The sequence below is a fragment of the Jatrophihabitans endophyticus genome, assembly GCF_900129455.1.
In the GTDB taxonomy this organism is placed as follows: Bacteria; Actinomycetota; Actinomycetes; order Mycobacteriales; family Jatrophihabitantaceae; genus Jatrophihabitans; species Jatrophihabitans endophyticus.
In genome coordinates this window covers 931171-953441 of record NZ_FQVU01000003.1, presented here as the reverse complement: position 1 = coordinate 953441, position 22271 = coordinate 931171, and the positions used below count along the sequence as shown (strand labels likewise).

At 72.7% G+C, this 22271-nt stretch carries 23 protein-coding genes; 8 read left to right on the top strand and 15 right to left on the bottom strand.

Annotated features, from left to right (window positions below; translation table 11 throughout):
- Positions 1-151: 151 nt before the first annotated feature.
- Genes BUE29_RS14645 through BUE29_RS23185 form a run of 3 tightly spaced genes read right to left on the bottom strand, consistent with a single transcriptional unit; the run spans position 152 to position 2859 of the window.
- On the bottom strand, positions 152-1510 hold the full coding sequence (locus BUE29_RS14645; protein ID WP_084181055.1) for an SPFH domain-containing protein: 1359 nt from the start codon (positions 1508-1510) through the stop codon (positions 152-154).
- A 25-nt stretch (positions 1511-1535) separates the two neighbouring features.
- Positions 1536-2000, bottom strand: coding sequence for an NfeD family protein (locus BUE29_RS14640; protein ID WP_073391021.1), 465 nt, complete (start codon positions 1998-2000; stop codon positions 1536-1538).
- Between the two features lie 22 nt (positions 2001-2022).
- A complete protein-coding gene (locus BUE29_RS23185) occupies positions 2023-2859 on the bottom strand; it encodes a DUF3097 domain-containing protein (protein ID WP_073391018.1) in 837 nt (278 codons plus the stop codon).
- 64 nt (positions 2860-2923) lie between these two features.
- Between BUE29_RS23185 and BUE29_RS23180 the strand changes: the two genes are divergently transcribed.
- Both BUE29_RS23180 and BUE29_RS14625 read left to right on the top strand, forming a co-directional pair.
- Positions 2924-3679 carry a hypothetical protein gene (locus tag BUE29_RS23180; RefSeq protein WP_073391015.1) on the top strand — a complete coding sequence of 252 codons (756 nt, stop codon included), beginning with the start codon at positions 2924-2926 and terminating at the stop codon, positions 3677-3679.
- A gap of 69 nt (positions 3680-3748) precedes the next feature.
- Positions 3749-4759 (top strand): alpha/beta fold hydrolase, encoded by a 1011-nt coding sequence (locus BUE29_RS14625; protein WP_073391012.1) that lies wholly within the window; start codon positions 3749-3751, stop codon positions 4757-4759.
- Positions 4760-4775: 16 nt separating this feature from the next.
- Here the strand turns inward: BUE29_RS14625 and BUE29_RS14620 are convergent, their stop codons facing one another.
- Positions 4776-5192 (bottom strand): hypothetical protein, encoded by a 417-nt coding sequence (locus BUE29_RS14620; RefSeq protein ID WP_073391009.1) that lies wholly within the window; start codon positions 5190-5192, stop codon positions 4776-4778.
- Between the two features lie 42 nt (positions 5193-5234).
- Positions 5235-5699, bottom strand: coding sequence for a ChaB family protein (locus BUE29_RS14615; RefSeq protein WP_234971468.1), 465 nt, complete (start codon positions 5697-5699; stop codon positions 5235-5237).
- A 160-nt stretch (positions 5700-5859) separates the two neighbouring features.
- Here BUE29_RS14615 and BUE29_RS14610 point away from each other — a divergent pair, with 160 nt between their 5' ends.
- Complete coding sequence (locus BUE29_RS14610; protein WP_073391006.1) at positions 5860-6750, top strand: methylenetetrahydrofolate reductase; 891 nt, start codon at positions 5860-5862, stop codon at positions 6748-6750.
- Here BUE29_RS14610 and BUE29_RS14605 read toward each other — a convergent pair.
- From BUE29_RS14605 to BUE29_RS14585, 5 genes are read right to left on the bottom strand one after another with little or no spacing between them, the layout of a single operon-like run.
- On the bottom strand, positions 6743-7321 hold the full coding sequence (locus tag BUE29_RS14605) for a DUF1638 domain-containing protein (RefSeq protein WP_200800194.1): 579 nt from the start codon (positions 7319-7321) through the stop codon (positions 6743-6745). The genes BUE29_RS14610 and BUE29_RS14605 overlap by 8 nt on opposite strands.
- Positions 7322-7331: 10 nt before the next feature.
- Positions 7332-9260, bottom strand: coding sequence for an ASKHA domain-containing protein (locus tag BUE29_RS14600; protein WP_200800193.1), 1929 nt, complete (start codon positions 9258-9260; stop codon positions 7332-7334).
- A complete protein-coding gene (locus tag BUE29_RS14595; protein WP_073391003.1) occupies positions 9257-10138 on the bottom strand; it encodes a dihydropteroate synthase in 882 nt (293 codons plus the stop codon). The genes BUE29_RS14600 and BUE29_RS14595 overlap by 4 nt, the downstream gene beginning before the upstream one ends.
- A 5-nt stretch (positions 10139-10143) precedes the next feature.
- Positions 10144-10809: a corrinoid protein gene (locus tag BUE29_RS14590; protein ID WP_073391000.1), complete on the bottom strand. Its 666-nt coding sequence runs from the start codon at positions 10807-10809 to the stop codon at positions 10144-10146.
- Entirely contained in the window at positions 10809-11573 is a 765-nt protein-coding gene (locus BUE29_RS14585) for an IclR family transcriptional regulator (RefSeq protein WP_073390997.1), read from the bottom strand. The genes BUE29_RS14590 and BUE29_RS14585 overlap by 1 nt, the downstream gene beginning before the upstream one ends.
- 58 nt (positions 11574-11631) lie before the next feature.
- On the opposite strand from BUE29_RS14585, the gene BUE29_RS14580 reads away from it, so the two are divergent.
- Positions 11632-13110 (top strand): trimethylamine methyltransferase family protein, encoded by a 1479-nt coding sequence (locus BUE29_RS14580; RefSeq protein ID WP_200800192.1) that lies wholly within the window; start codon positions 11632-11634, stop codon positions 13108-13110.
- Positions 13111-13163: 53 nt separating this feature from the next.
- Here BUE29_RS14580 and BUE29_RS14575 read toward each other — a convergent pair whose 3' ends face one another.
- Complete coding sequence (locus BUE29_RS14575; protein ID WP_073390992.1) at positions 13164-13412, bottom strand: DUF3253 domain-containing protein; 249 nt, start codon at positions 13410-13412, stop codon at positions 13164-13166.
- A 75-nt stretch (positions 13413-13487) separates the two neighbouring features.
- The gene (purU, locus tag BUE29_RS14570) at positions 13488-14363 is read right to left on the bottom strand and encodes a formyltetrahydrofolate deformylase (RefSeq protein WP_073390989.1); all 876 of its coding nucleotides are present in this window, start codon (positions 14361-14363) and stop codon (positions 13488-13490) included.
- Positions 14364-14436: 73 nt separating this feature from the next.
- Here purU and BUE29_RS14565 point away from each other — a divergent pair, with 73 nt between their 5' ends.
- The 4 genes from BUE29_RS14565 to BUE29_RS14550 all read left to right on the top strand — a co-directional run bounded on the left by BUE29_RS14565 (position 14437) and on the right by BUE29_RS14550 (position 19552).
- Positions 14437-15201 (top strand): IclR family transcriptional regulator, encoded by a 765-nt coding sequence (locus tag BUE29_RS14565; protein ID WP_073390987.1) that lies wholly within the window; start codon positions 14437-14439, stop codon positions 15199-15201.
- A gap of 84 nt (positions 15202-15285) precedes the next feature.
- The gene (locus BUE29_RS14560) at positions 15286-17802 is read left to right on the top strand and encodes a GcvT family protein (RefSeq protein WP_073391201.1); all 2517 of its coding nucleotides are present in this window, start codon (positions 15286-15288) and stop codon (positions 17800-17802) included.
- A gap of 2 nt (positions 17803-17804) precedes the next feature.
- Positions 17805-18581: an electron transfer flavoprotein subunit beta/FixA family protein gene (locus tag BUE29_RS14555; RefSeq protein ID WP_073390984.1), complete on the top strand. Its 777-nt coding sequence runs from the start codon at positions 17805-17807 to the stop codon at positions 18579-18581.
- A complete protein-coding gene (locus BUE29_RS14550) occupies positions 18578-19552 on the top strand; it encodes an electron transfer flavoprotein subunit alpha/FixB family protein (RefSeq protein WP_073390983.1) in 975 nt (324 codons plus the stop codon). Before BUE29_RS14555 ends, BUE29_RS14550 begins: the two co-directional genes overlap by 4 nt.
- 69 nt (positions 19553-19621) lie before the next feature.
- Here the strand turns inward: BUE29_RS14550 and BUE29_RS14545 are convergent, their stop codons facing one another.
- From BUE29_RS14545 to fabI, 3 genes are all read right to left on the bottom strand, one after another.
- Positions 19622-20449, bottom strand: a complete 828-nt coding sequence (locus BUE29_RS14545) for an aminoglycoside phosphotransferase/kinase family protein (protein WP_073390982.1) — start codon at positions 20447-20449, stop codon at positions 19622-19624.
- A complete protein-coding gene (locus BUE29_RS14540; RefSeq protein ID WP_407657332.1) occupies positions 20446-21423 on the bottom strand; it encodes a ferrochelatase in 978 nt (325 codons plus the stop codon). The genes BUE29_RS14545 and BUE29_RS14540 overlap by 4 nt, the downstream gene beginning before the upstream one ends.
- 70 nt (positions 21424-21493) lie before the next feature.
- A complete protein-coding gene (gene fabI, locus BUE29_RS14535; RefSeq protein ID WP_073390980.1) occupies positions 21494-22261 on the bottom strand; it encodes an enoyl-ACP reductase FabI in 768 nt (255 codons plus the stop codon).
- Positions 22262-22271: the final 10 nt, after the last annotated feature.

Below are 22271 nucleotides of genomic sequence, written 5' to 3'. Positions count from 1 at the left end.
GACCCACTACAACACTCGACGCGGCCACTCCGCCCTCGGCGGCCGACCACCCATCAGCCGGCTCGCCGCCTGACACAACCTGTCAGGTCACGACAGCTAGCCGTCGCGCTGACGACGGCAAGCGGATGTGGATCACGGCAGCGGCGGGACCTCAGCCAGTGCCGGGACCGTACTGCGTGGGCGGCGGGTAGCCCTCGGCGGACTCGTCGGCGGCGTGCGACCCGGGCGCGCCGGCGGCAGGCGCGGCATGAGAGCCGAAGGCGGGCTCGGCCCCCAAGCCGGGCCCGGCCCCGGGCGGCGGCCCGCCGGCGGGCTCGGCCGGGAAGACGACGGTGGCGCCGGCGGCGAACGCGCCGTCGCTGCCCGGCTCGGGGGCGTCCTCGGGCTGGGTCGGCAGGCCGGCCCGCGCCGCGATGGACGCCGGATCGGCGTCGGACGCGCGCAGGTTCTGCGCCTCGGGCTGCTCGGCGGCCGGCGGCAGGTTCGAGTCGAACCAGCTCGCGGTGTCCAGCTCGTCGGAGCGCTCGACGGCGGCGCCGGAGCCCTCCTGTGCGAGCCACGACGGGGCGGACGCGTCATCGCCGCCGGTCATCTTCGCCAGTCCGTCCAAGGCCTTGCTGAACTCGCTCGGCACCACCCACATCTTGTTGGCGTCGCCCTGCGCGATCTTGGGCAGGGTCTGCAGGTACTGGTAGGCGAGCAGCGCGGGATCGGGCTTGGCGTGGTGGATGGCGCCGAAGGTCGTCTCGATGGCCTTGGCCTCGCCCTGGGCCGCGAGGTACTTCGCCGCGCGCTCGCCCTCGGCGGTGAGGATGCGCGACTGCCGGTCGGCCTCGGCGGCGAGGATGGCCGCCTGCTTGCGACCCTCGGCGTCGAGGATCGCGGCGGCCTTCTGCCCCTCGGCGGTCTTGATCGCCGACTCGCGCTGCCCCTCGGCGGTGAGGATGAGCGCGCGCTTGTTGCGGTCGGCGCGCATCTGCTGCTCCATGGCGTCCTGGATCGACGGCGGCGGGTCGATCGCCTTGATCTCGACGCGGGCGACGCGGATGCCCCACGGCCCGGTCGCCTCGTCCAGCACTCCGCGCAGCTGGCCGTTGATGGAGTCGCGGCTGGTCAGCGCCTGCTCCAGGTTGAGCGAGCCGATGACGTTGCGCAGCGTGGTGACGGTGAGCTGCTCGACGGCCTGGATGTAGTTGGCGATCTCGTACGTCGCCGCGCGCGGGTCGGTGACCTGGTAGTAGATGACGGTGTCGACGCCGACGGTCAGGTTGTCCGACGTGATGACCGGCTGCGGCGGGAAGCTCACGGTCTGCTCCCGCATGTCGATCAGCGGCCGCATCCGGTCGACGAACGGCACGAGCATGGTCAACCCGGCCTGCTGCGTGCGGGTGTAGCGACCCAGCCGTTCGATGACCCCCGCGCGCGCCTGCGGCACGATCCGCACCGAGCGGGTGACGACGAACAGCACCACCACGAGCGCGACGAGCAGTGCGATCACTCCACCGGACATCGTTGTCTCCCTCCGACCTGTCGGTTCACAGCGTGCCCGCAGCCGGCAGCTCGCCGGCCGCGGTGTCTTCCTCGGCGATCACCAGCGCCGTGGCGCCGCTGATCCGTACCACGCGCACCGCGGCGCCGGCCGGGATCGGCCGGTCGTCGAACGGCCGCGCCGTCCACTCCGCCCCGTTGAGCCGCACCCGGCCCGAGTGGGGGTCGACGGGGTCCAGCGTGAGGGCCGGCATGCCGACGAGCGCGTCGGTGCCGGTCGCGCTCTCCCCCGGCGTCAGGTGCCGCTTCGCCACCGGCCGCAGGGCCCCGACGCCGATGCCCGTGACGACGAGCGCCACGACGATCTGCAGGGCGAGCGGCCCGCCGAGCGCCGCGGTGATCGCGCCCGCGCCTGCCCCGGCCGCGAGCATGATCAGCACGAAGTCGACCGAGAGCGTCTCGGCGACGGCGAGGACGCCGGCTGCGATCAGCCAGACCAACCATGCGGGCACGCCCTCATCCTGACACCCGCGATCAAGCGGTGACGGTGACGAAGTCGATGAGCTCCTCGACGGCGCGCAGCAGCGGCACCTCGACGTCGGCGAAGGTGTCGACGCTCGCCAGCACCCGACGCCACATCTCGCGAGGCTCGGCCACCCCGAGGGCGGCGCAGATGCCGGTCTTCCAGTCCGTGCCGCGCGGCACCGTCGGCCACTCGCGGATGCCGAGCGCCGTCGGTTTCACCGCCTGCCACACGTCCACGTACGGGTGACCGGTGACGAGCACGTTCGGGTCGCGCACGGCGGACACGATGCGCGTCTCCTTGCTGCCGGCCACGAGGTGGTCGACCAGGACGCCGACGCGCCGCTGTGGGCCGGGGCCGAAGTCGCGCAGGTGAGCGGCCAGGTCGTCGATGCCGCCGAGCGGCTCGACCACGATGCCCTCGATGCGCAGGTCGTCGCCCCAGATGCGTTCCACCAGTGCCGCGTCGTGCACGCCCTCGACCCAGATGCGGCTGGCGCGGGCGGTCCGGGCGCTCGTCCCCGCCACGGCGTACGAGCCGGACGCGGTCCGCCTGCGCGCGGCGGGCGCGGCGGCACCCGGCGCCGGCCGTACGAGCGTCACGGGGGCACCGTCGAGCAGGAACGCGGCGGGCAGCATCGCGAACGTGCGGCGCGCACCGCGGCGGTCCTCCAGCGTGACGACGTCGCGCTTCTCGCCGGCGTCGACGGCACGCCCGACGCCCACCACGGCGCCGCAGAAGCGGCCGTCGGCGGTCTCGACGACGAGATCGGCCTCGGCCGCCACCTCGGGAACCTGGCGGCGGCGGGACGGCGGGGTGGCGAGGACGTCGCGGTAACGGTCGGGCACGAGGTGCGACGCTACGGCGGCCGCGGGTCGAGATGGCGCAAGCGCGGCCGTAGGCTGGGTACTCGTGCCCGAACTGCGATCCGGCCCGTTCGCGGCCTGGACCCGTGCCTGGCTCGCCGGGCAGGCCAGCCCCGACGACGTCCTCGCCGCCGTCACCGGCGACGACGCGCCCCACCGCGTCGAGAGCGCCGACGGCGATCCGCGCGTCACCGGGCTCGGGACCCTGCTCGACCTGCTCGCCGCGTGCCGGCGCGAGGACGCGCCGCCCCGACTCGTGCTCCCCGCCGCCGGCGACGTGCGTGGCGTGCCCGGGCCCGCGCCGTTCCGGGCGGCGGCGCTCGAGGCGGGCGAGGCGGTCGTGTGCGGCCGGTTGGGTGCCGTCCCCGACGTCGTCGAGTACCACCCGTCCAGCGCGCCGGCGACGGTCACCTGGCTCGTCCACGTCGTCGAGGCGCTGCCCCCCGACCACCAGTCCGTGCCCGACGCGCAGTACGAGCTGACCACCGCGATCCGGGAGTCGGCGAGCGTCCTCGCCGCGGCCGACGTCGGTCGCTGGCGCGACGAGATCGCCGACCTGCTCCACGACGCCCGTCGGGCCGGCGAACGTCTGGTGCTCCCCCGCGGGTACCCGGCGCGTGCCGTCGCGCTGCTCGCCCAGGCCGAGCGCATGCATGCGGTGCTGGAGCTGGCGGCCGGTGATCCGGTCGGCGGTGCGGTCGACCAGCACGGGATCGGCATCCGGGCCGGCGCGCTCCGGCCCCTCGCGACGGCCGTCCGGCGCGCCCGGGTCACCGCGTACAACGCCACCGCCGCCGACTGAGCACGCCGCGACCCCGGCCGGCAACGGCGTGGAAACGGCACCGTCGCACGCGTCCGGGAGCATGCCGCCATGACGCGGCTGCGACAGGTCGACGGCGTCGGGCGCACCCCCGTCGTCCGCATCGAGTCGCGCGTCGTGCACGGTTACCGGCGGGCGTTCCGCATCGCCGGGGACGGTCCGCCGCTGTTGCTCGTCCACGGCATCGGGGACAGCTCGGCGGCGTGGCGCACCGTGATCCCCGACCTCGCCCGCACCCACACCGTGATCGCGCCGGACCTGCTCGGGCACGGGCACTCGGCCCGGCCGCGCGCCGACTACTCGGTCGCGGCGTACGCGAACGGCATGCGCGATCTGCTCGGCGTGCTCGGTGTGGACGAGGTGACGCTCGTGGGGCACTCGCTCGGCGGCGGGGTCGCGATGCAGTTCGCCTACCAGTTCCCCGAGAAGACGCAGCGGCTCGTCCTCGTCGCCAGCGGCGGCGCCGGCACGGGCGTGTCACCCCTCCTGCGCGGCGCGACCCTCCCCGGCGCCCAGGCCCTGCTCGCGGCGCTGCGGCTGCCGATGGCCCGGCTGACGGTGAACGCCGTGATCGGCCTGCTCGCGCGGCTGGACACCGTCGTCGGGCTCGACGCCGTCGACCTGCGCCGCGTCGTCTCCGCGCTGCCCGACGCCACGGCCCGGGCCGCGTTCATCCGCACGCTGCGGGCCGTCGTCGACTGGCGGGGCCAGGTCGTCACGATGCTCGACCGGTGCTACCTGGCGCGGGCCGTCCCGACGCTGCTCGTCTGGGGGACGCGCGACAGCGTGCTGCCGATCGGGCACGCCTACCAGGCGCACGCCGCGATGCCGGGCAGCCGGCTCGAGATCTTCGAAGGCGCGGGTCACTTCCCGTTCCGCACCGATCCCCGGCGCTTCGTCGCCGTGCTCGAGGACTTCCTCGCCACGACGACACCCGGGCGCTTCGGCGTCGAGGACTGGCGGGTGCTGCTGCGCGAGGGGCGTCCCGCCGCGGTCCGGCGCACCGAGGCGCCCGGGTACCGCGACCAGCTGCGGCTGGCGAGCGAGCGTTCGGCCACCTGAACGTCCGCAGCGGTGGTCACCCGCTCGTGGCGTGCACGGCCGCCGCGGCCACGGCGAGGAGGGCGAGGACCAGGCGCGCGGTGTCGACGGCCAGCAGCCGGGCGTGGGCCGCCGGCACGAACCCGTCCCCGAGCCGGCGGTGCTGGGGGACGGCGGCGAGTCCGGTGACGAGCACGATGCCGGCCACGCAGACGGCCGCGACGCCGGTCGCCCAGCCCGGGCCGGCCACGAACGCCGCGACCGCGGCGCCGCCGGCGAACAGGAACAGCGGGCCGACGGCGACCGTCACGCGGCGCTGGTGCGCGGCCTCGTAGGCGTGGAACGCCTCGCGCGGCACAGCAGTGAACTGCGGGTAGACGACGACCCGGATCGTCCACTGGAACCCGGCGTACAGCGAGGTGGCGACGAGCAGGAGCACGGCGGTGATCGGCACGTGTGCGAGTGTCGCGCCCGGGCCGGGCGGCCACGGCGGCGCTCACCCCTCCTTGCGCTGCAGCGCCTTCGCCAGCTCGGCCTTGTTCATCGACGAGTAGCCGCGCACGCCGGCCTGCTTCGCGCGCTCCGTCAGGTCGGCCTTGGAGTTCTGCTCGACGTCGATGCCGCCGTATGTCTCGCCCCTGCCCTCGCGCTTGGCCTGCGCCGGCTGCTTCGAGCGCGGATCGGACGGCCCCGTCTCGTCCTTGAGCTCCCAGTGGTCGCCGCGCTTCTCGGCGAGGTTCTTGACCGCGCTCCACGCGGTGCGGTGGGCGCGCTCCTCGTCGCCGTCGTACTGGTCCTCCGCGCTGTCGAGCGTCTTCTCGTACGTTCGCCGGACCTTTTTCGGCGAGCGTTCGAGCGTGCTCGGCAGGTCTTCCTCGTCGCTGGGCACCATGTCCTCCCGGGATGGACAGCTGGGCAGCGGGCACGGGTCGGCCCCTGTCGTCGCCTCGCCGTCAGCCATACCCGCCCCTGTCGCGAGACTCCCACCGCCGGCCCCGCGGCCCGCCCTGCGCACCGACGGCGACACGCCACGACGACCGGCACGGCGCACCCTTGTCGACGCCGCGCGCCGGTCGTATCGTGACGCCACCGTCGATGCGTATACCGAGACGAGTTGCCTCATGCGCAACAAGACCGGGGTCGAGACCCTGCGCCGCCTGCTGACCCACGCCCGCTACGAGGTGCTGCCGACACCGGCCTGCGAGGAGGAGGTCCGCGAGCACGTCCCGCCGGACATCCCGATCACCGTCACCGCCTCGCCGTCCAAGGGCCTGTCGGCGACCCTGGAGCTCACCGAGCGGCTCGCCGGCGCGGGGTACCGCGTCGTGCCACACCTCGCCGCGCGCATGGTGTCGGGACGGTCCGAGCTCGCCGACATCGCCGCGCGGCTGCGGGAGCTCGGCGTCGACACCGTCTTCGTGCCCGCCGGCGACGCCGATCCGCCGGCCGGCGACTACCACGCCTCGCTCGACCTGCTGCGTGACCTGCCCGCGGTCGGGACCCCGTTCGCCCACGTCGGGATCACCGGTTACCCCGAGTCCCATCCGTCGATCGTCGACGACGTCGTCGTGCAGGCGATGTGGGACAAGCGCGCGCACGCCGACCACGTCGTCAGCAACCTGACGTTCGACCCCGCCCTGGTGCAGCGGTGGCTGCGCCGGGTGCGGCAGCGCGGCATCACGATGCCGCTCCTGGTCGGCGTGCCCGGACCGGTCGACCGGGCGAAGCTGCTGCTGATGGCGACGAAGATCGGGGTGGGTGAGTCGACCAAGTTCCTCGCCAAGCATCGCCGCACGCTGACCCGGTTGGCGGCGCCGGGCGGCTTCACCGGTCAGCAGTTCCTGGAACGCTCCGCCACCGCGTTCGGCGCGGTCGACGCGAACGTCGCCGGGCTGCATGTCTTCACCTTCAACCAGGTCGCGGCCACCGAGGCCTGGCGCCGCGAGTGGCTGGAGCGACTGGCCGCCGGAGCCGCATCCCGACGTGGGCCGCGGACGCGCGTGCTCAGCTGACCGTGGCCAGCAGTGCGTCGAGCTCGCGCTCCAGGCCTGCGTGACCGGTGGGCACGATCCGCAACGGCAACGCCAACCGCGCCGCCGCCGCATCGGCGAGCGCGCGCAGCTCGGCGTCCGGTCGCTGCGTCAACCAGACCACCTGTGTGTACGTGCCGAAGTAGTCGTCGCGCAGCTCCGGGTAGCGGTCGAGCCCCAGCTCGCGGACGACGGTGCGCTCGAAGGAGCGGACCAGGAAGTCGGTGAGCACGTACGTGCCCGGCGTCCGCTCGAACAGGTCACGCATCCGCTCCGGCCCGGCGAGGACGTCGTAGCAGTGCAGCCCGCCCAGCCGGCGCAGCCCCAGCCGGCTGCAGACGTCGTCCAGCGCGCCGTACGTCCCGCAGTCGGCATAGCCGACCGCGATTCGCGCGAATTCGCGTTTAAGCTGCTCCGCGAGGCGCTCGACCTCCCCCGCGATCAGCTGTGGTTGGTTGTGCAGCAGCGGCGGCAACGGGAACACCGCGACGGGCCAGCCCCGGCGGGCCGCGATCTCCTGGGCAGGCTGCGCCAGCGCACCGCACGCGATCAACGCCGTGCCGTCACTGCGGGAACGCGAGCTGGTCGACGAACTTGTCGTTGAAGTCGGCTCGGTCGGAGAGTTCGAGATAGCGCACCTCCTCCCGCAGCGCGAGCGCACCCTCGCGCTCGCGTCGGCTCAGCAGCGCCATCTTGGCGCCCTCCCCCGCGACGTTGCCGGCCGAGACGATCCGCAGCACCGGCAGCTTCGGCACCAGCCCGATGCGGATCGCGGCGGCGGGTGAGAGGTAGCTGCCGAACGACCCGGCGAGCAGCACCTGCGCGACGTCACCCGGCGCCGCCCCGAACTCCTCGAGCAGCAGCGACCACCCGGTCGCGATGGCGGCCTTGGCGAACTGCAGCTCGCGGACGTCACGCTGGGACAGGTAGACGGTCTCGGACAGCATGAACACGCGCTCGTCGCCGATCTTCGTCAGGCGCTCGGCCAGCCGGGGCGTCGCCGCCGCGGCGGCCTCGTCGGTGACGAAGCGGCCCGAGGCGTCCAGCAGACCCGCCTTGACCAGCTCCGCGACCGCGTCGACGAGACCGGAGCCGCACAGCCCGGCGGCCGCGACGTCGCCGATGACCCCGAGCGTCACGGCTCCCTCGGCGGGGTCGACGCGGACCGTCTCGATCGCGCCGTCGGCGGCGCGCATGCCACAGCGGATCGCACCGCCCTCGAAGGCGGGGCCGGCCGGCGCCGCGGTCGACACGATCCGCTCGCCGTCGCCGAGCACGATCTCGCAGTTGGTGCCGACGTCGACGAAGAGGCGCAGCCGCTTGTCGCGGTCCATGCCGGTCGCCAGGACCCCCGCCACGATGTCACCGCCCACGTAGGCACCGAGGGCCGGGAAGATGGTCACCCGCGCGCCCGGGTGCAGTGCCAGCCCGAGCTCCGCGGCCGGGACGACCGGCGGCACGGCGCACGACATGACGAAGGGCGCCACGCCGAGTGGCTCGGGGTCCACGCCCAGCGCGAGCGCGGTCATGGTCGCGTTGCCGGCGAGGGCGACCTCGTACACCTCCCGCGGGTCGACGCCGGCCTCGGCGCACACCTCGGCGGCCAGTTCGGCGAGCGTCTCGTGCGCGGCGCTCGTGAGCCGGCCGAGCGCGGCCGGGTCGAGCATGGTGGCGCTGATACGGGTGATGACGTCGCCGCCGAAGGGCTGCTGCTTGTTCAGCTGCGAGGCCACCGCGGCCGGTGTGCCGGTGCCGAGGTCGAGCAGCGTCGCGACCACGGTCGTGGTGCCCAGGTCGTAGGCGATGCCGAAGAGGCGTTCCCGGGTGTCCCCCGGTTCGACGTCGACGAGGGTCTCGTCCACGACGACGGCGGTGACGCGGTAGTCCGATTCGCGCAGCACCCTGGGCAGCCGCCGGATCGCGTACAGGTCCGCGGTCAGGTCGAGATCGTCGACGGCCGCGAGCACGCGGTCCAGATCGGTGCGCTGGTCGGCCAGCGTGGGCTCGTCCAGCTCCACGTAGCGCTTCTGGACCGCGGGACGCAGGATGACCTGCCGGCCGACGCCGACGGTCGCCGCCTTGGGACGCGTCAGCAGCGGCGGCACGTCGACGGTGAGGTCGCCGGTGGCCTGCGCGAGGCACGCCAGCCGCCAGCCGTCGCGCAGCTGCTCCGCGGTGAAGGCCCGGGCGTCCAGCCGGGAGACGGGCACCGAGCCGGACGTGATCCGCACCTTGCACTTCTTGCAGGTGCCGTGCCCTCCGCACGTCGAGTCGATCGCGACGCCGTTCCAGCTCGCGCCGTCGAAGACCGTGACGCCGGGCGGCACCCGAACCGTCCGCTCCGCGGGCAGCAGGGTCAGCGCGACCCGGCCGCTGCCGTCGTGCGCCGCGCCGGCGTCGCGCTCGGCACCGGCCGGCGGGACGAGCAGACCCTCGCGGCCGTAGCGCCCGAGCAGCCGGTCGGGGTCCGGCGCGGACGTCGGCTCGCTCACGCCTGCGCCGCGGCCTGCTTCGCGCGGTGGGCGGCGATCCAGCTCATTCCCCATTCGTCGTGGTCGAGGACGAGGTCGGCCGCCTTCACCGCCTCGACGATCTGCGGCGTGCGGACGTCCATAATCGCGCTGGTCAGCCCCGCCGACATCGCGATCGGCAGGAACGTCGCTGCGATGGTGTGCCGGCCCGGCATGCCGAACGAGACGTTCGACCCGCCGCACGTCATGTTCAGACCGTGGGTGTCGCGGATGCGCCGCATCGTCTCCAGCGTCGCCAACGCGGTGCTCGTGTCGGCGCCGATCGGCATGGCGAGCGGGTCGATGACGATGTCGTTCAGTGCGATTCCGTACTCGGTCGTCGCGACCTCGACGATCTTGCCGACGAGCTCCATGCGTTTGTCCGGCTCCATCGGGATCTCGTCGGAGTCGTTGGGCAGCGCGATGACCGCGGCGTCGTACTTCTTGACCAGCGGCAGGATCTCGGCCATCCGCTCGTCCTCGGCGGTGATCGAGTTGACCAGCGCGCGCCCCTCGTACGCCGCGAGCCCGGCCTCCAGGGCCTCGACGACCGACGAGTCGATGCAGATCGGCAGGTCGGTGAGGCTCTGCACCATGCGGATCGCCCGTGCGAGCAGCTCGGCCTCGTCGGTGAGGGGCACGCCCATGTTGATGTCGAGGACGTTCGCACCACCCGCCACCTGGGCGGCGACGTCGCGTTCGATCGCGGACATGTCGCCGTTGCGCAGCTGTTCCTGGAAGACCTTGCGGCCGGTGGGGTTGATGCGCTCGCCGATGAGGCAGAACGGCCGACGATGGCCGATCACGACCTCCTTGGTCGCGGACCGGAGGGTCGTCTCGAGCAGCTGCGTCGTCGTCATCGGCGTCAGGCCGTGACCAGGTCGCGGCGGCGCTGGATGAGCTCCTTCGCCTTCTTCACCGTGGCCGACGCGTCGGCGGCGTACCCGTCGGCGCCGACGGCGTCCGCGTACTCCTGCGTGACCGGCGCGCCACCCACCATGACGATCACCTCGTCGCGGATGCCCGCCTTCTGCAGCGCGTTCATGTTCGCCTTGAACATCGGCATCGTCGTGGTCAGGAACGCCGACATGCCGACGATGTCGGGCTGGTGCTCCTCGATGGCCGCGACGAACTTCTCCGGCGGCACCTGCACGCCCAGGTCGATCACCTCGAAGCCGGCACCCTCGAGCATGATGTTGACGAGGTTCTTGCCGATGTCGTGGACGTCGCCCTTCACCGTCCCCATGAGGAACTTGCCGATCGTCTGCACGCCGGTGTCGGCGAGCAGCGGGCGCAGCACCTCCATCGCCCCGGCCATCGCCCGGCCGGCGATCAGCATCTCGGGGACGAAGAAGTCACCGCGTTCGAAGCGTGCACCCACCTCCTCCAGCGAGGGGATCAGTGCGTCGAACAGCAGGGTCTGCGGCTCCATGCCCTGTTGCAGCGCGTCGTTGGTCAGGCCGAGCACGGCCGGACCGTTGCCGACGAGGGTCTCGTCGTAGAGGCCTCGCAGGATCTCGTCTGGGGTCATCACGCCACGCCTTTCCTTCGTTCCTTGGGACGGAGCAGTTCCGACACCGACGTCGCATGCTCGATCAGTTGTCGTCCAATGTCGTCCAGCCGCCCGTCGAGGCGCGCGCTCGGCCCCGACACGCCGAGAGCGGCGACGACGTCACCGCCCGGGCCGCGGACGGGTGCGGCGACCGCGTCCAGACCGATCTCGAGCTCGCCACGGGTGACGGCGTAGCCCTTGCGCCGCACGCTCGCGAGCTGCTTGTCGAGCTCGTCGGCGCTGGTGAGCGAGCGATCGGTCCACGCGTCGAGCGCGCCGGTCGGCAGCGGCAGCGCCTCGTGCGCGAAGAACACCTTGCCGAGCGCGGAGACGTGCGGCGGAACGTCGATCTGCGACCAGTCGCGCGCGCTCAGCACGTAGGCGGAGTCGGCCTGCGCGACCTGGACGACGGTGCCGCCGCGCGGGATCGCGAGGTTGACCGTCTCGCCGACCGCCGTGACGACGGCGTCGAGGATCGGGTCGGCGAGGCGCGCCACCTGTGACCACGGGTCGTGCCGCGCCGCGAACATCGCGAACAGCGCACCGGAGCGATAGCCGCCACCGCCGTTGCGTTCGAGCAGGTGGTTGGCCTCGAGCGCGGAGAGCAGTCGGGAGACCGTCGAGCGCGCGAGGCCGGACTCCTCGACCAGCTCGGTGAAGCTGATCGGGGCGTCCGCCTCGACGACGACCCGCAGCAGTTGCGCTGCCCGGTCGACGGCCTGCGTCCCGGTACTCGCGGTCATGGTCTCCGATCCGAAAGTTCCATGATGTGAAACTCAACTTCCACGATGCGGCCCTAGGATGCGTGACGTACCGCACCCGGTCAAGGAGGCAGGCCCCATGTTCCGCAACGTGATGCCGCGATACGAAGTGCTCTCGCAGGATGCGATGGCGACGCTGGATGCGGGATGGCGCCGGCTGCTGACCGAGGTCGGGGTGCAGTTCGCGTCCCCGCGGGCGCTCGAGCTCTTCCGCGCCGCGGGCCAGCGCGTCGAGGACGAGACGGTCTTCCTCGACCCCGACTTCGTGCTGGAGCAGGTGGCCAAGGCGCCGCGCGAGTTCGACGTCGCGGCGCGCAACCCGGCGAACTCGATCCACATCGGCGGCGACGCAATGGCCTTCGGCGCGGTCTACGGGCCGCCGTTCGTGCGCGAGGGCGACGTCCGCCGCGACGCCACCATGGCCGACTTCCGGGCGTTCGCGAAACTCGCGCAGAGCTTTCCCGTGCTCGACTCGGCCGGCGGGGTCGTCTGCGAGCCGAACGACACCCCGCTGGATTCCCGCCACCTCGACATGACGCTCGCGCTGCAGACGCTGACCGACAAGATCTACATGGGCAACGTGGTCTCGGGAGTGAACGCCCGCGACACCATCGAGATGAGCTCGATCCTCTTCGGCGGCCGTGACCTCATCGAGCGGGCGCCGGCCACCATCTCGCTCATCAACTGCAACTCCCCCCTGCGCTGGGACGACCGCATGCTGGAGTCGCTCATCGAGTACTGCGAGGCCGCACAGCCGGTCGTGCTCACCCCGTTCATCCTGATGGGCGCGATGTCGCCGGTGACGATCCCGGCCGCGCTCGTCCAGCAGATCACCGAGGCGCTGAGCGGCATCGCGCTCGCGCAGCTCGTCCGTCCCGGCTGTCCGGTGATCTTCGGGTCGTTCCTGTCCAACATCGACATGCAGTCCGGCTCGCCCACCTTCGGCACGCCCGAATCGGGCATCGGGCTGCTGTGCACCGGGCAGATCGCCCGTCACTTCGGCCTGCCGTTCCGCTCCGGCGGGGCCATGACGTCCTCGCAGGTCCCCGACGCGCAGGCCGGCTACGAGGCGTTGATGACGCTCATGCCGACCTTCCTGGCCGGCGCGAACTGGGTGATGCACTCGGCCGGCTGGCTGGAGGGCGGCCTGGTCGCGGGGTACGAGAAGTTCGTCGTGGACGTCGAGCTGGTGCAGATGCTGCGCGAGGAGTTCACGCCGCTGGAGATCGACGAGGCATCCCTGGCCTTCGACGCGCACGTCGAGGTCGGCCACGGCGGCCACTTCCTCGGTGCGATGCACACGATGGAACGGTTCCGAACCTGCTTCTACCGCCCGCTGCTGTCGTCCTCGGAGAACTACGAGCGCTGGATGCGCGGCGGCGGCGCCGACGCGGCGACCCGCGCCACCCGGATCTACCAGCAGAAGCTGGCCGACTACGAGGCCCCGCCCCTGGACGACGCGATCCGCGAGGAGCTCGAGGCGTTCGTGACCCGCCGCCGCGCCGAGCTCGGGGACTGAACCCCGCTTTTGGCGGCTGAGCGCAGCATGCTGCGCTCAGCCGCCAAAAGCGGTCAGGGGCGGTGCCTGCGGATCCGGATCGGGCCGTGCAGGTCGGACGGGTCGACGACCTCGCCGCCCTGCGTGATGTCGACCTCGCCCGCGGCGACGAGGCGCCGGGCGGCCGCGCGTGTCGGCTCCATGAGCTCGCGCCAGTCGTCCCCGCCGAGGTCCCGGGCGACGTCGGACGGGCAGATGGTGCCCGTCCGCGCGTCCAGCAACCGGCGGATGCCGTCCTCGAGCGCGCGGTCGTCGACGTCCACCCCCACTCCCTACCCGCTTTTGGCGGTTGAGCGCAGCATGCTGCGCTCAACCGCCAAAAGCGGGGGTGGGCGGGGTCAGCGGAAGACGACGGTGCGGTTGCCGTTGCGCAGGACACGGGTCTCGGCGTGCCAGCGGACGGCGCGCGAGAGCACCTGACACTCCACGTCGCGCCCCGCCGCGACGAGTTGGCGCGCGGTGAGCGAGTGATCGACGCGGGTCACGTCCTGCTCGATGATCGGCCCCTCGTCGAGGTCGGCGGTCACGTAGTGCGCGGTCGCGCCGACGAGCTTCACGCCGCGGTCGAAGGCCTGCTGGTAGGGCTTCGCGCCCTTGAAGCTCGGCAGGAACGAGTGGTGGATGTTGATCGCCCGCCCGCCGAGCGCGCGGCACAGGTCGTCCGAGAGCACCTGCATGTAGCGGGCGAGCACCACGAGGTCCACCCGCAGCGACTCGACCAGCGAGAGCAGCTCCGCCTCCGCGGCCGGCTTGGTGTCGGCGGTGACGGGCACGTGGTGGAACGGGATGTCGTAGGACGTCGCGAGATGCTCCAGCGCGGTGTGGTTCGACACCACCGCCGGGATCTCGATGGGGAGCGCGCCGATGCTCTGCCGGTACAGCAGGTCGTTGAGGCAGTGCCCTTCCTTGGACACCAGGATCAGCGTCCGGTAGCGCGCGTCAGCGGCCCACAGCTGCCACTCCATCGCCGAGGCCTGCGCGACCGGTGCGAACGCGGCGCGCAGCCGCTCGACGGTGACGGCCGGATCCAGCACCTGGAAGTGCACCCGCATGAAGAAGCGGTCCTCGAGGCGGTCGTCGAACTGCTGGCTCTCCAGGATGTTGCCGGAGTTGTGCACGAGGAAGCTCGCGACGGTGAACACGATGCCCGGCCGGTCCGGGCAGACGATGGTCAGGACGTACTCGGGCGGCCGGCCGCTCGTGGTCTCGGTCATCGCCGTCTCCCCTCGTTGCGTCCTGCAGCTCGAAGTGTGCAATACGCAACAGCCGGGCGCTACCATCTCGCGGGTGACGAAGAGCGAGTCGGCCGCCGGGGTCCAGTCGGTCGAGCGGGCGCTCGTCATCCTGGACATCCTCGCCCGCTCCGGCGAGGCCGGGGTGACGACGATCGCGCAGGAGCTCGGGGTGCACAAGAGCACCGCGCAGCGACTCGTGTCCACGCTGGAGCAGGGCGGGCTGGTCGAGCAGACCACCGACCGCGGCAAGTACCGCCTCGGTGTCGGCGTGCTGCGCCTCGCCGGGGCGACCGCGGCGCGGCTCGACGTCGTGGCAGAGGCGCGCCCCATCTGCCGCCGCCTCGCCGCCGATACCGGGGAGACGGTGAACGTCGCCGTGCTGTCCGAGGGGGCGGCGCTCTACGTGGACCAGATCGCCGGCTCCTCGACCCTGCAGCCGCACAACTGGGTCGGCCAGCGCATCCCGCTGCACGCGACGTCCAACGGCAAGATCCTGCTCAGCGAGCTCGCCGACGACGACGTCGAGCGCACCGTGCGCGACCTGCGCGCCTACACGCCGTTCACGCTGACCGACCGTGGCGCGCTGCGCGACGAGCTGGCCGCCGTCCGTCGCGACGGGTGGGCAAGTGCGGTCGACGAGCTCGAGGTCGGCCTGACCGCCGTCGGTGCGCCCGTCCGCAACGCACACGGCGACGTCGTGGCCTCGATGAGCGTGTCCGGACCGACCTTCCGCCTCGACGCAGCCCGGGTCGACGAGGTGCGCCCGCTCCTGCTCGCGGCGGCGGCGGAGGCGTCACACCGGCTCGGCTGGGGCTGACACGGCGGCACCCGCGAGCCGACTCTGTTGCATATTGCGCGTCGGATTGTAGTATCCGCAACACCGGAGAGAAGGGTGTCCGCCATGGCAACCGTCCCCAGCAGCGCTCGCGCCGTCGTGATCGGCGCCGGGATCGTCGGCAACAGCCTCGTCTACCACCTGGCCCGGCTGGGATGGCGCGACATCGTGCAGCTCGACAAGGGGCCGCTGCCGAACCCGGGCGGCTCGACCGGCCACGCGTCGAACTTCATCTTCCCGGTGGACCACAGCCGCGAGATCACCGATCTGACGCTGGACTCCATGGCGCAGTACAAGGAGATGGACGTCTTCACCGAGTCCGGCGGCATCGAGGTCGCGCGCAGCGAGGAGCGGATGCAGGAACTGCGCCGGCGCATCTCGAGCGCCAAGGCGTGGGGCATCCCGTCGGAGCTGCTGACGCCGGCCGAGGTCGCCGAGAAGGTGCCGTTCCTGGACCCCTCGGTCATCGTCGGCGGCTTCTTCACGCCGAGTGTCGGCGTGGTCGACTCCCTGCGGGCCGGGACGATCATGCGCGAGCGCGCGCAGGAGCTCGACGCGCTCACCATCGCCGCCAACGTCGAGGTCACCGACATCACGGTCGAGCACGGTCGGGTGACCAGCGTCCGCACCTCGGCCGGCGACATCACGACCGACACCGTGGTCATCGCCTGCGGCGTGTGGAGCCCGAAGCTCGCCCGGATGGCCGGCGCGCACATCCCGCTGACCCCGGCCGTCCACCAGATGATCAGCGTCGGGCCGATCCCGCAGCTGGCCGAGAAGCCGGGCGAGATCTCGTTCCCCATCGTCCGCGACATGGACACCTTCTGCTACGAGCGCCAGCACGGCAGCGACATGGAGGTCGGCTCCTATGCGCACCGCGCGATCCTCATGGACGCCGAGGAGATCCCGTCCATCGAGCAGGCCAAGCTCTCCCCCACCGAGATGCCCTTCACCGAGGAGGACTTCGACCCGCAACTGGAGCAGGCGCTCGAGCTCATGCCCGAGATCCTCGGCAACGAGGACGCCGAGATCCGCTACGCGATCAACGGCCTGCTCTCGCTGACGCCGGACGGCGCCCCGGTGCTCGGCGAGACCCCCGAGGTGAAGGGGCTGTGGTCCGCCGCGGCGGTGTGGATCAAGGAAGGGCCGGGGGTCGGCCGGGCGGTGGCCGAGTGGATGACCGACGGCAACCCCGAGATCGACCTGCACGGTGCCGACATCGCGCGCTTCTACCCGCACCAGCGCAGCAAGCACCACATCCGGTCGCGCACCAGCGAGTCGTTCATCAAGACCTACGGCATCGTGCACCCGAGCGAGCAGTGGGAGGGCGAGCGCAACGTCCGGCTGTCGCCGATGAACGCCTCGCAGCGCGAGCTCGGCGCCGTCTTCTACGAGACCGTCGGCTGGGAACGGCCGCACTGGTACGCGTCGAACGAGGGTCTGCTCGGCGAGTACGGCGACGCGGTCATGCGGCGCGAATCCGAGTGGGACGCCCGCTGGTGGTCGCCGATCGTCAACGCGGAGCACCTGGCGCTGCGCGAGCGGGCCGGCTACGTCGACCTGTCCGCCTTCGTCGTCTTCGACGTCGTCGGTCCGGGCGCGCTCGACGCCGTGCAGCGCATCGCCGTGGGACAACTCGACGTCGCGCCGGGCCGGGTCGTCTACACCCCGATCCTCGACTCGCGCGGCGGCTACCGAGCCGACCTGACGATCATGCGACTGCGCGACGACCACTTCCGCGTCGTCACCGGCGGGGCGCACGGCCAGGTCGATCGCAAGTGGTTCGCCGACCGCATGCCCGCGGACGGGTCGGCGCACGTGCACGACCGGACGTCCGCGTTCACCACCGTCGGCCTGTGGGGGCCGCGGGCGCGCGACATCCTCGGCGCGCTCACCGACGCCGACGTCTCGAACGAGGCGTTCCGGTTCAGCACGTGCCAGGAGATCGAGGTGGCGTCGCTGGACGTGCTGGCCTCGCGCATCTCCTACGTCGGCGAGCTCGGCTGGGAGCTCTACGTGCCGATGGAGCAGGGCGCCAAGCTGTGGGAGCTCGTGCAGGAGGCCGGTCGGCCGCACGGCGCCGTCCCGGTCGGCATCGGCGTGTACGGCACCACCGGTCGGCTCGAGAAGGGCTACCGGGCCTACGGCGCCGAGCTCGACAGCGAGCGGACGATCGTCGAGGCCGGGATGCAGCGGCCGAAGGTGAAGGACGCCGACTTCGTCGGCCGCGAGGCCTACCTCAAGCAGCGCGACAACGCGCCCGACACCGTGCTCTGCACGCTGACCGTCGACGACCACACCTCGGCCGACGGCACGAAGCGCTACATGCTCGGCGGCGAGCCGATCGTGACCCGTGACGGCGAGCAGCTCACCGACGGCCACGGCCACCACCCCTACGTGACGTCGGCGGGGTCCGCGCCGTCGTTGGGCAGGCACGTGCTGATGGCCTACCTGCCGCCGGACGTGGCCGCGGTGGGCACGGAGCTCGCGGTCGAGTACCTCGGCGAGCAGTACCCGGTGACGGTCGGCTCGGCCGACGCGACGTCGCTGTTCGATCCGGCCAACGAGCGGATCAAGGCCTAGTCATGGCAACGGACGTTCTCGTCTGCATCAAGCGTGTGCCGGACGTCTCCGGCGAGGTGCTGCTCGCCGACGACGAGCAGTCCCTCGACGCCCGGCACGTCGGCTTCACCGTCAGCCCCCACGAGGAGTGCGCGGTCGAGCTGGCCACGCAGCTCGCCGAGGCTGACGGCGGCAGCGTCACCGTCCTGACCGTCGGGTCGGCCGACGCCGTCGAGCAGCTGCGCGGCGCCCTCGCGGTCGGCTGCACCGACGGCGTCCTCGTCGAGGCCGACACGGCGACCTGGGGGCCGGTCGACGTCGCGGCCGCGATCGCCGACGTCGTGCGGTCCCGGGCCGAGGCGGGCCGTTCCTACGACCTCGTGCTGCTCGGCAACGACGCCGCCGACACCGGCGACTTCCAGGTGCCGATCCGGCTCGCCCACGCGCTCGACCGGCCCGTCGTCACCGGCATCTCGAAGGTCGAGATCGACGGCGGCACCGCGGTCGCGCACGGTGACGGACCCGACGGCACCGAGGTGTACGAGCTGCCGCTGCCCGCCGTCGTGGCGGTCATGGAGGGTGGGGTCAGTCCGCGCTACCCCTCGATCCCCGGGCGGATGAAGGCCAAGCGCGCACCGGTCGAGACCGTGACACCGCAGGACGAGCCGCGCGGTTCCGGGCGGGTGCGGCTCACCCTGCCGCCCCGGCGCGCCAGCACCGTGCAGGTGCTCGGTCGCGGCCCGGAGGCCGCGCCCGCCGTCGTCGACCTCCTCGTCGAGATCGGGGTGGTGGCGAGATGATCGTCGTGTTCGTGGAGACCGACGCGAAGGGCGTCGTCGGGGTCTCGCAGGAGGTCCTGACCTTCGCCCGCGACCTCGGCACCCGCTCGGCCGACGCCGTGCAGGCCGTCGTCGTCGGCGAGGTCACCGAACAGGTCCGCGGCCAGCTCGGCGAGCAGGGCGTGGCCGTGGCGCACCACCCCGACGACCCACGGCTCGACCGCTACGCCGGCGCGGCGTGGGCCGCGGCCGTCGTGCAGGCCGTCGAGACGGCGGGGGCGGACGTCCTGCTCGCCGCGGGCACGCCACGCGGGATGGAGGTGCTCGCACACGCCGCCACCCGTCTCGACGTCGCGCTGGCGGCCAACGTGGTGCAGGTCGACACGCCGGACCCGTTCGTGGTGACCCGGCAGGTGGTGGGCGGCGCGGCGCTCGAGCAGATGCGCCTGACCGACCGCGTCCGCGTCGTCGCGGTGGCGGGGCACGCCTGCGACCCGGTGCCGGCGGTCGCGCCGGCCGACACCGAGGTCGTGACGTTCGCCCCGGAGCTCACCGACCGCGACCTCGTCGCCCAGGTGCGCCGGGTCGAGGCCACCGAGGCCGACGACACCGGTGCCCTCACCAGCGCCCGCGTGGTGGTGGGCGCCGGCCGCGGCGCCGGCGGGGCGGAGGGCTTCACCGACCTGCTCGAGCTCACCGAGCTGCTCGGCGGCGCCCTCGGCGTCTCCCGGGTCGTCACCAGCCTGGGCTGGCGGCCGCACAGCGAGCAGGTCGGCCAGACCGGCTCGCGCATCGCGCCCGAGGTGTACATCCCGTGCGGCATCAGCGGCGCGATCCAGCACTGGGCCGGCTGCCAGTCGGCGAAGACCATCCTCGCCATCAACACCGACCCCGAGGCGCCGATGGTGACCAAGGCGCACTACGCGGTGATCGGCGACCTGCACGAGATCGTCCCCGCCATCAACGCCGAACTCCGCCAGCGGCGCGGCTGACCATCTTCCTCGGCGAGTTGGTCGTGCGAACCCCCTCCCGAGCAACCAACTCGCCGAGGAAGGCGGGGATCAGCGCAGGGCGCGGCGCAGGTCCTCGCGGACGGTCGCGAACCACGCGATGCGGCGCTCGATGACGCCGCCCAGGCCGGCGTCCCACATGCGCGCCCAGCCCCCGCCGAGATGCTCGGCGTTCCATCGCATCACCGCGGCCGAGCCGGCGAAGCGCAGCCGGGCCGCGTCGAGCAGCAGCTCGACGTCGACGACGTCACGGCCGTAGGCGTCGTACAACCCGCGGAGCCGACGGCCGGGGTCCGTCCCGGCGTACACCGGGGCACGGTCGGCCGGGTCGCTCAGCGGCACCCAGTGCATCGCGGTGTTCACCAGGTCCGTCGCCCGCGTCGTCCACCCCAGCAGATCGAAGTCGACGAGACCCCAGGCCGCGCCGGTACGGAACACGGTGTTCTGCGGGGTGACGTCGCGCTGCGACACGATGAGCGGTGCGCCGTCGGGGAAGCGCGGCGTCGGCCGGCCCGGCACGGGTTCGACGGCGGGCAGGACGAACCCCTCGCTCGCGTCGTGCAGCCGCCGCAGCAGGCGGCCGACACCGGGGAGCACGTCGTCGGCGGCGGCCCAGGGTTCGACCGGGTCGCCGGGGACGTCGCCGGCCAGGTAGGTGAGCACGTCGCGGCCGGCGTCGTCGCGGCCGAGGTAGCGCGGCACGCCGGACATGCCGGCCGCGGCGAGGTGTGCGAGGTAGGCGGCCACCGCGCCGCTCGTCGGCTGGTGCGGACGGCGCACGGTGTCCCCGATGCGCACGACGCCCTCGGTGACGTCACCGCGGGGCAGCTCGACCTCCGGACCGTCGGGGAAGCCGTCCCCCGGCCCGCTGGCGGTCACGCCGGCGCGCGCCGCCGCGGCGCCGGGCAGCAGCCGATCGGGCAGTCGACGCCGCAGACGCCCAGGTCACCGAGCACCGCCGGCTCCACGTCGCGCACCCGCTCCTCGACCAGGTCGACCACGGCGTTCACGAACGCCGGGTGGGTGCCGGCGGTGTACGCGCGGCCGAAGTGCACGCCGACCTCCGCCGCCGTCTCGGCCGCCTCGTTGTCGAGGTCCCACCGCACCTCGACGTGGTCGGACACGAAGCCGGTCGGCGCCACGACGACGGCCTGCACGCCGTCGGCGGCGAGCGCGCGCAGATGGTCGTTGACGTCGGGCTCGAGCCACGGCACCTGCGGCGGTCCGGAGCGTGACTGCCACACGAGGTCGAAGTCCGCGCCCGGTCCGCGCAGCTGCTCGGTCACCAGCCGGGCCGTCTCGCGGTGCTGCTTGACGTAGAGCCCGTCGGCCTCGGGGCCGGATGCGTCGTTCATCGACTCCGGGATCGAGTGCGCGGTGAAGACGAGCCGGGCCGTCGCCCGGTGCTCGGCGGGCAGCGTCTCCAGCGCCGCCCGGACGCCCGCGGCGTTGGCCGCCACGAAGCCCGGGTGGTCGAAGTAGTGACGCAGCTTGACGAGCACCGGCGCGCCCTCGCCGCTGACGCGCCGGGCCTGGTCCAGGTCGTCGCGGTACTGCCGGCAACCGGAGTAGGACGTCGTGGCGCTCGTGGCGAAGACGAGCGCGCGATGCACGCCGTCGTCGCGCATCTGGCGCACCGCGTCGGCGACGTAGGGCTTCCAGTTGCGGTTGCCCCAGTAGATCGGCATGTCGAGGCCGCGCTCGGCGAGCGCCGGGCCGAGCGCGTCGATCAGCGCACGGTTCTGGGCGTTGATGGGCGACACGCCGTGGAAGTGCTGGTAGTGCTCGGCGACCTCGGCGAGTCGCTCGTCGGGGATCCCCCGGCCACGCGTGACGTTGCGCAGGAACGGCATGACGTCGTCGGGGCCCTCGGGGCCACCGAAGGACAACAACAGCAGTGCGTCGTACTCGGGCACGGGGCCCTCACACCCCCATGGCGTGGAAGCCGCCGTCGACGTGGACGATCTCGCCGGTCGTCGCCGGGAACCAGTCCGACAGCAGGGCGAGCGAGCTGCGTGCGACCGGTTCGGTGTCGGTGTTGTCCCAGCCGAGCGGCGCTCGGCCGTTCCAGGCGTCCTCGAAGGTCGCGAAGCCCGGGATGCTCTTCGCGGCCATGGTGCGCAGGGGGCCCGCCGACACCAGGTTGACCCGGATGTTGCGCGGGCCGAGCTCGCGGGCGAGGTAACGCGATGCCGACTCCAGACCGGCCTTCGCCACCCCCATCCAGTTGTAGGCGGGCCAGGCCACGGTGGCGTCGAAGGTCATGCCGAGCACCGAGCCGCCCTGCTCGCCGAACAACGGCAGGCAGGCGACGGCCAGGGACTTGAGCGAGAACGTGGAGACCTGAATCGCCGTGGCGACGTCCTCCCACGGGGTGCCCAGGAAGTCCTCGCCCAGACAGGACGCCGGCGCGAACCCGACCGCATGCACGACGCCGTCCAGGCCGTCGACGTACTCGCCGACCCGCTCGGCCAGGCTGTCGAGCTGCCCGGCGTCGGCGACGTCGAGCTCCACGACCGGTGGCGGGTCCGGCAGCTTCTTGGCAACTCGCTGCACCAGCGACATCCGGCCGTAGCCGGTGAGGACGACCGTCGCGCCCTCCTGCTGTGCGAGCCGCGCCACCGCGAACGCGATGGACGCGTCGGTGATGACGCCGGTGACCAGCAGTCGCTTGCCCTCGAGCAGACCCATCGAGCTCCTC

Coding starts and splice junctions, on each gene's coding strand:
- BUE29_RS14595 (WP_073391003.1), bottom strand. CDS start 10,138: ATGACGACGACGCAGCTGCTCGAGACGACCCTCCGGTCCGCGACCAAG.
- BUE29_RS14580 (WP_200800192.1), top strand. CDS start 11,632: ATGCGTGACGTACCGCACCCGGTCAAGGAGGCAGGCCCCATGTTCCGC.
- BUE29_RS14645 (WP_084181055.1), bottom strand. CDS start 1,510: ATGTCCGGTGGAGTGATCGCACTGCTCGTCGCGCTCGTGGTGGTGCTG.
- BUE29_RS14555 (WP_073390984.1), top strand. CDS start 17,805: ATGGCAACGGACGTTCTCGTCTGCATCAAGCGTGTGCCGGACGTCTCC.
- BUE29_RS14625 (WP_073391012.1), top strand. CDS start 3,749: ATGACGCGGCTGCGACAGGTCGACGGCGTCGGGCGCACCCCCGTCGTC.
- BUE29_RS14585 (WP_073390997.1), bottom strand. CDS start 11,573: ATGACCGCGAGTACCGGGACGCAGGCCGTCGACCGGGCAGCGCAACTG.
- BUE29_RS14615 (WP_234971468.1), bottom strand. CDS start 5,699: ATGGCTGACGGCGAGGCGACGACAGGGGCCGACCCGTGCCCGCTGCCC.
- BUE29_RS14560 (WP_073391201.1), top strand. CDS start 15,286: ATGGCAACCGTCCCCAGCAGCGCTCGCGCCGTCGTGATCGGCGCCGGG.
- fabI (WP_073390980.1), bottom strand. CDS start 22,261: ATGGGTCTGCTCGAGGGCAAGCGACTGCTGGTCACCGGCGTCATCACC.
- purU (WP_073390989.1), bottom strand. CDS start 14,363: ATGACCGAGACCACGAGCGGCCGGCCGCCCGAGTACGTCCTGACCATC.
- BUE29_RS14550 (WP_073390983.1), top strand. CDS start 18,578: ATGATCGTCGTGTTCGTGGAGACCGACGCGAAGGGCGTCGTCGGGGTC.
- BUE29_RS14590 (WP_073391000.1), bottom strand. CDS start 10,809: ATGACCCCAGACGAGATCCTGCGAGGCCTCTACGACGAGACCCTCGTC.
- BUE29_RS14540 (WP_407657332.1), bottom strand. CDS start 21,423: ATGCCGTTCCTGCGCAACGTCACGCGTGGCCGGGGGATCCCCGACGAG.
- BUE29_RS14610 (WP_073391006.1), top strand. CDS start 5,860: ATGCGCAACAAGACCGGGGTCGAGACCCTGCGCCGCCTGCTGACCCAC.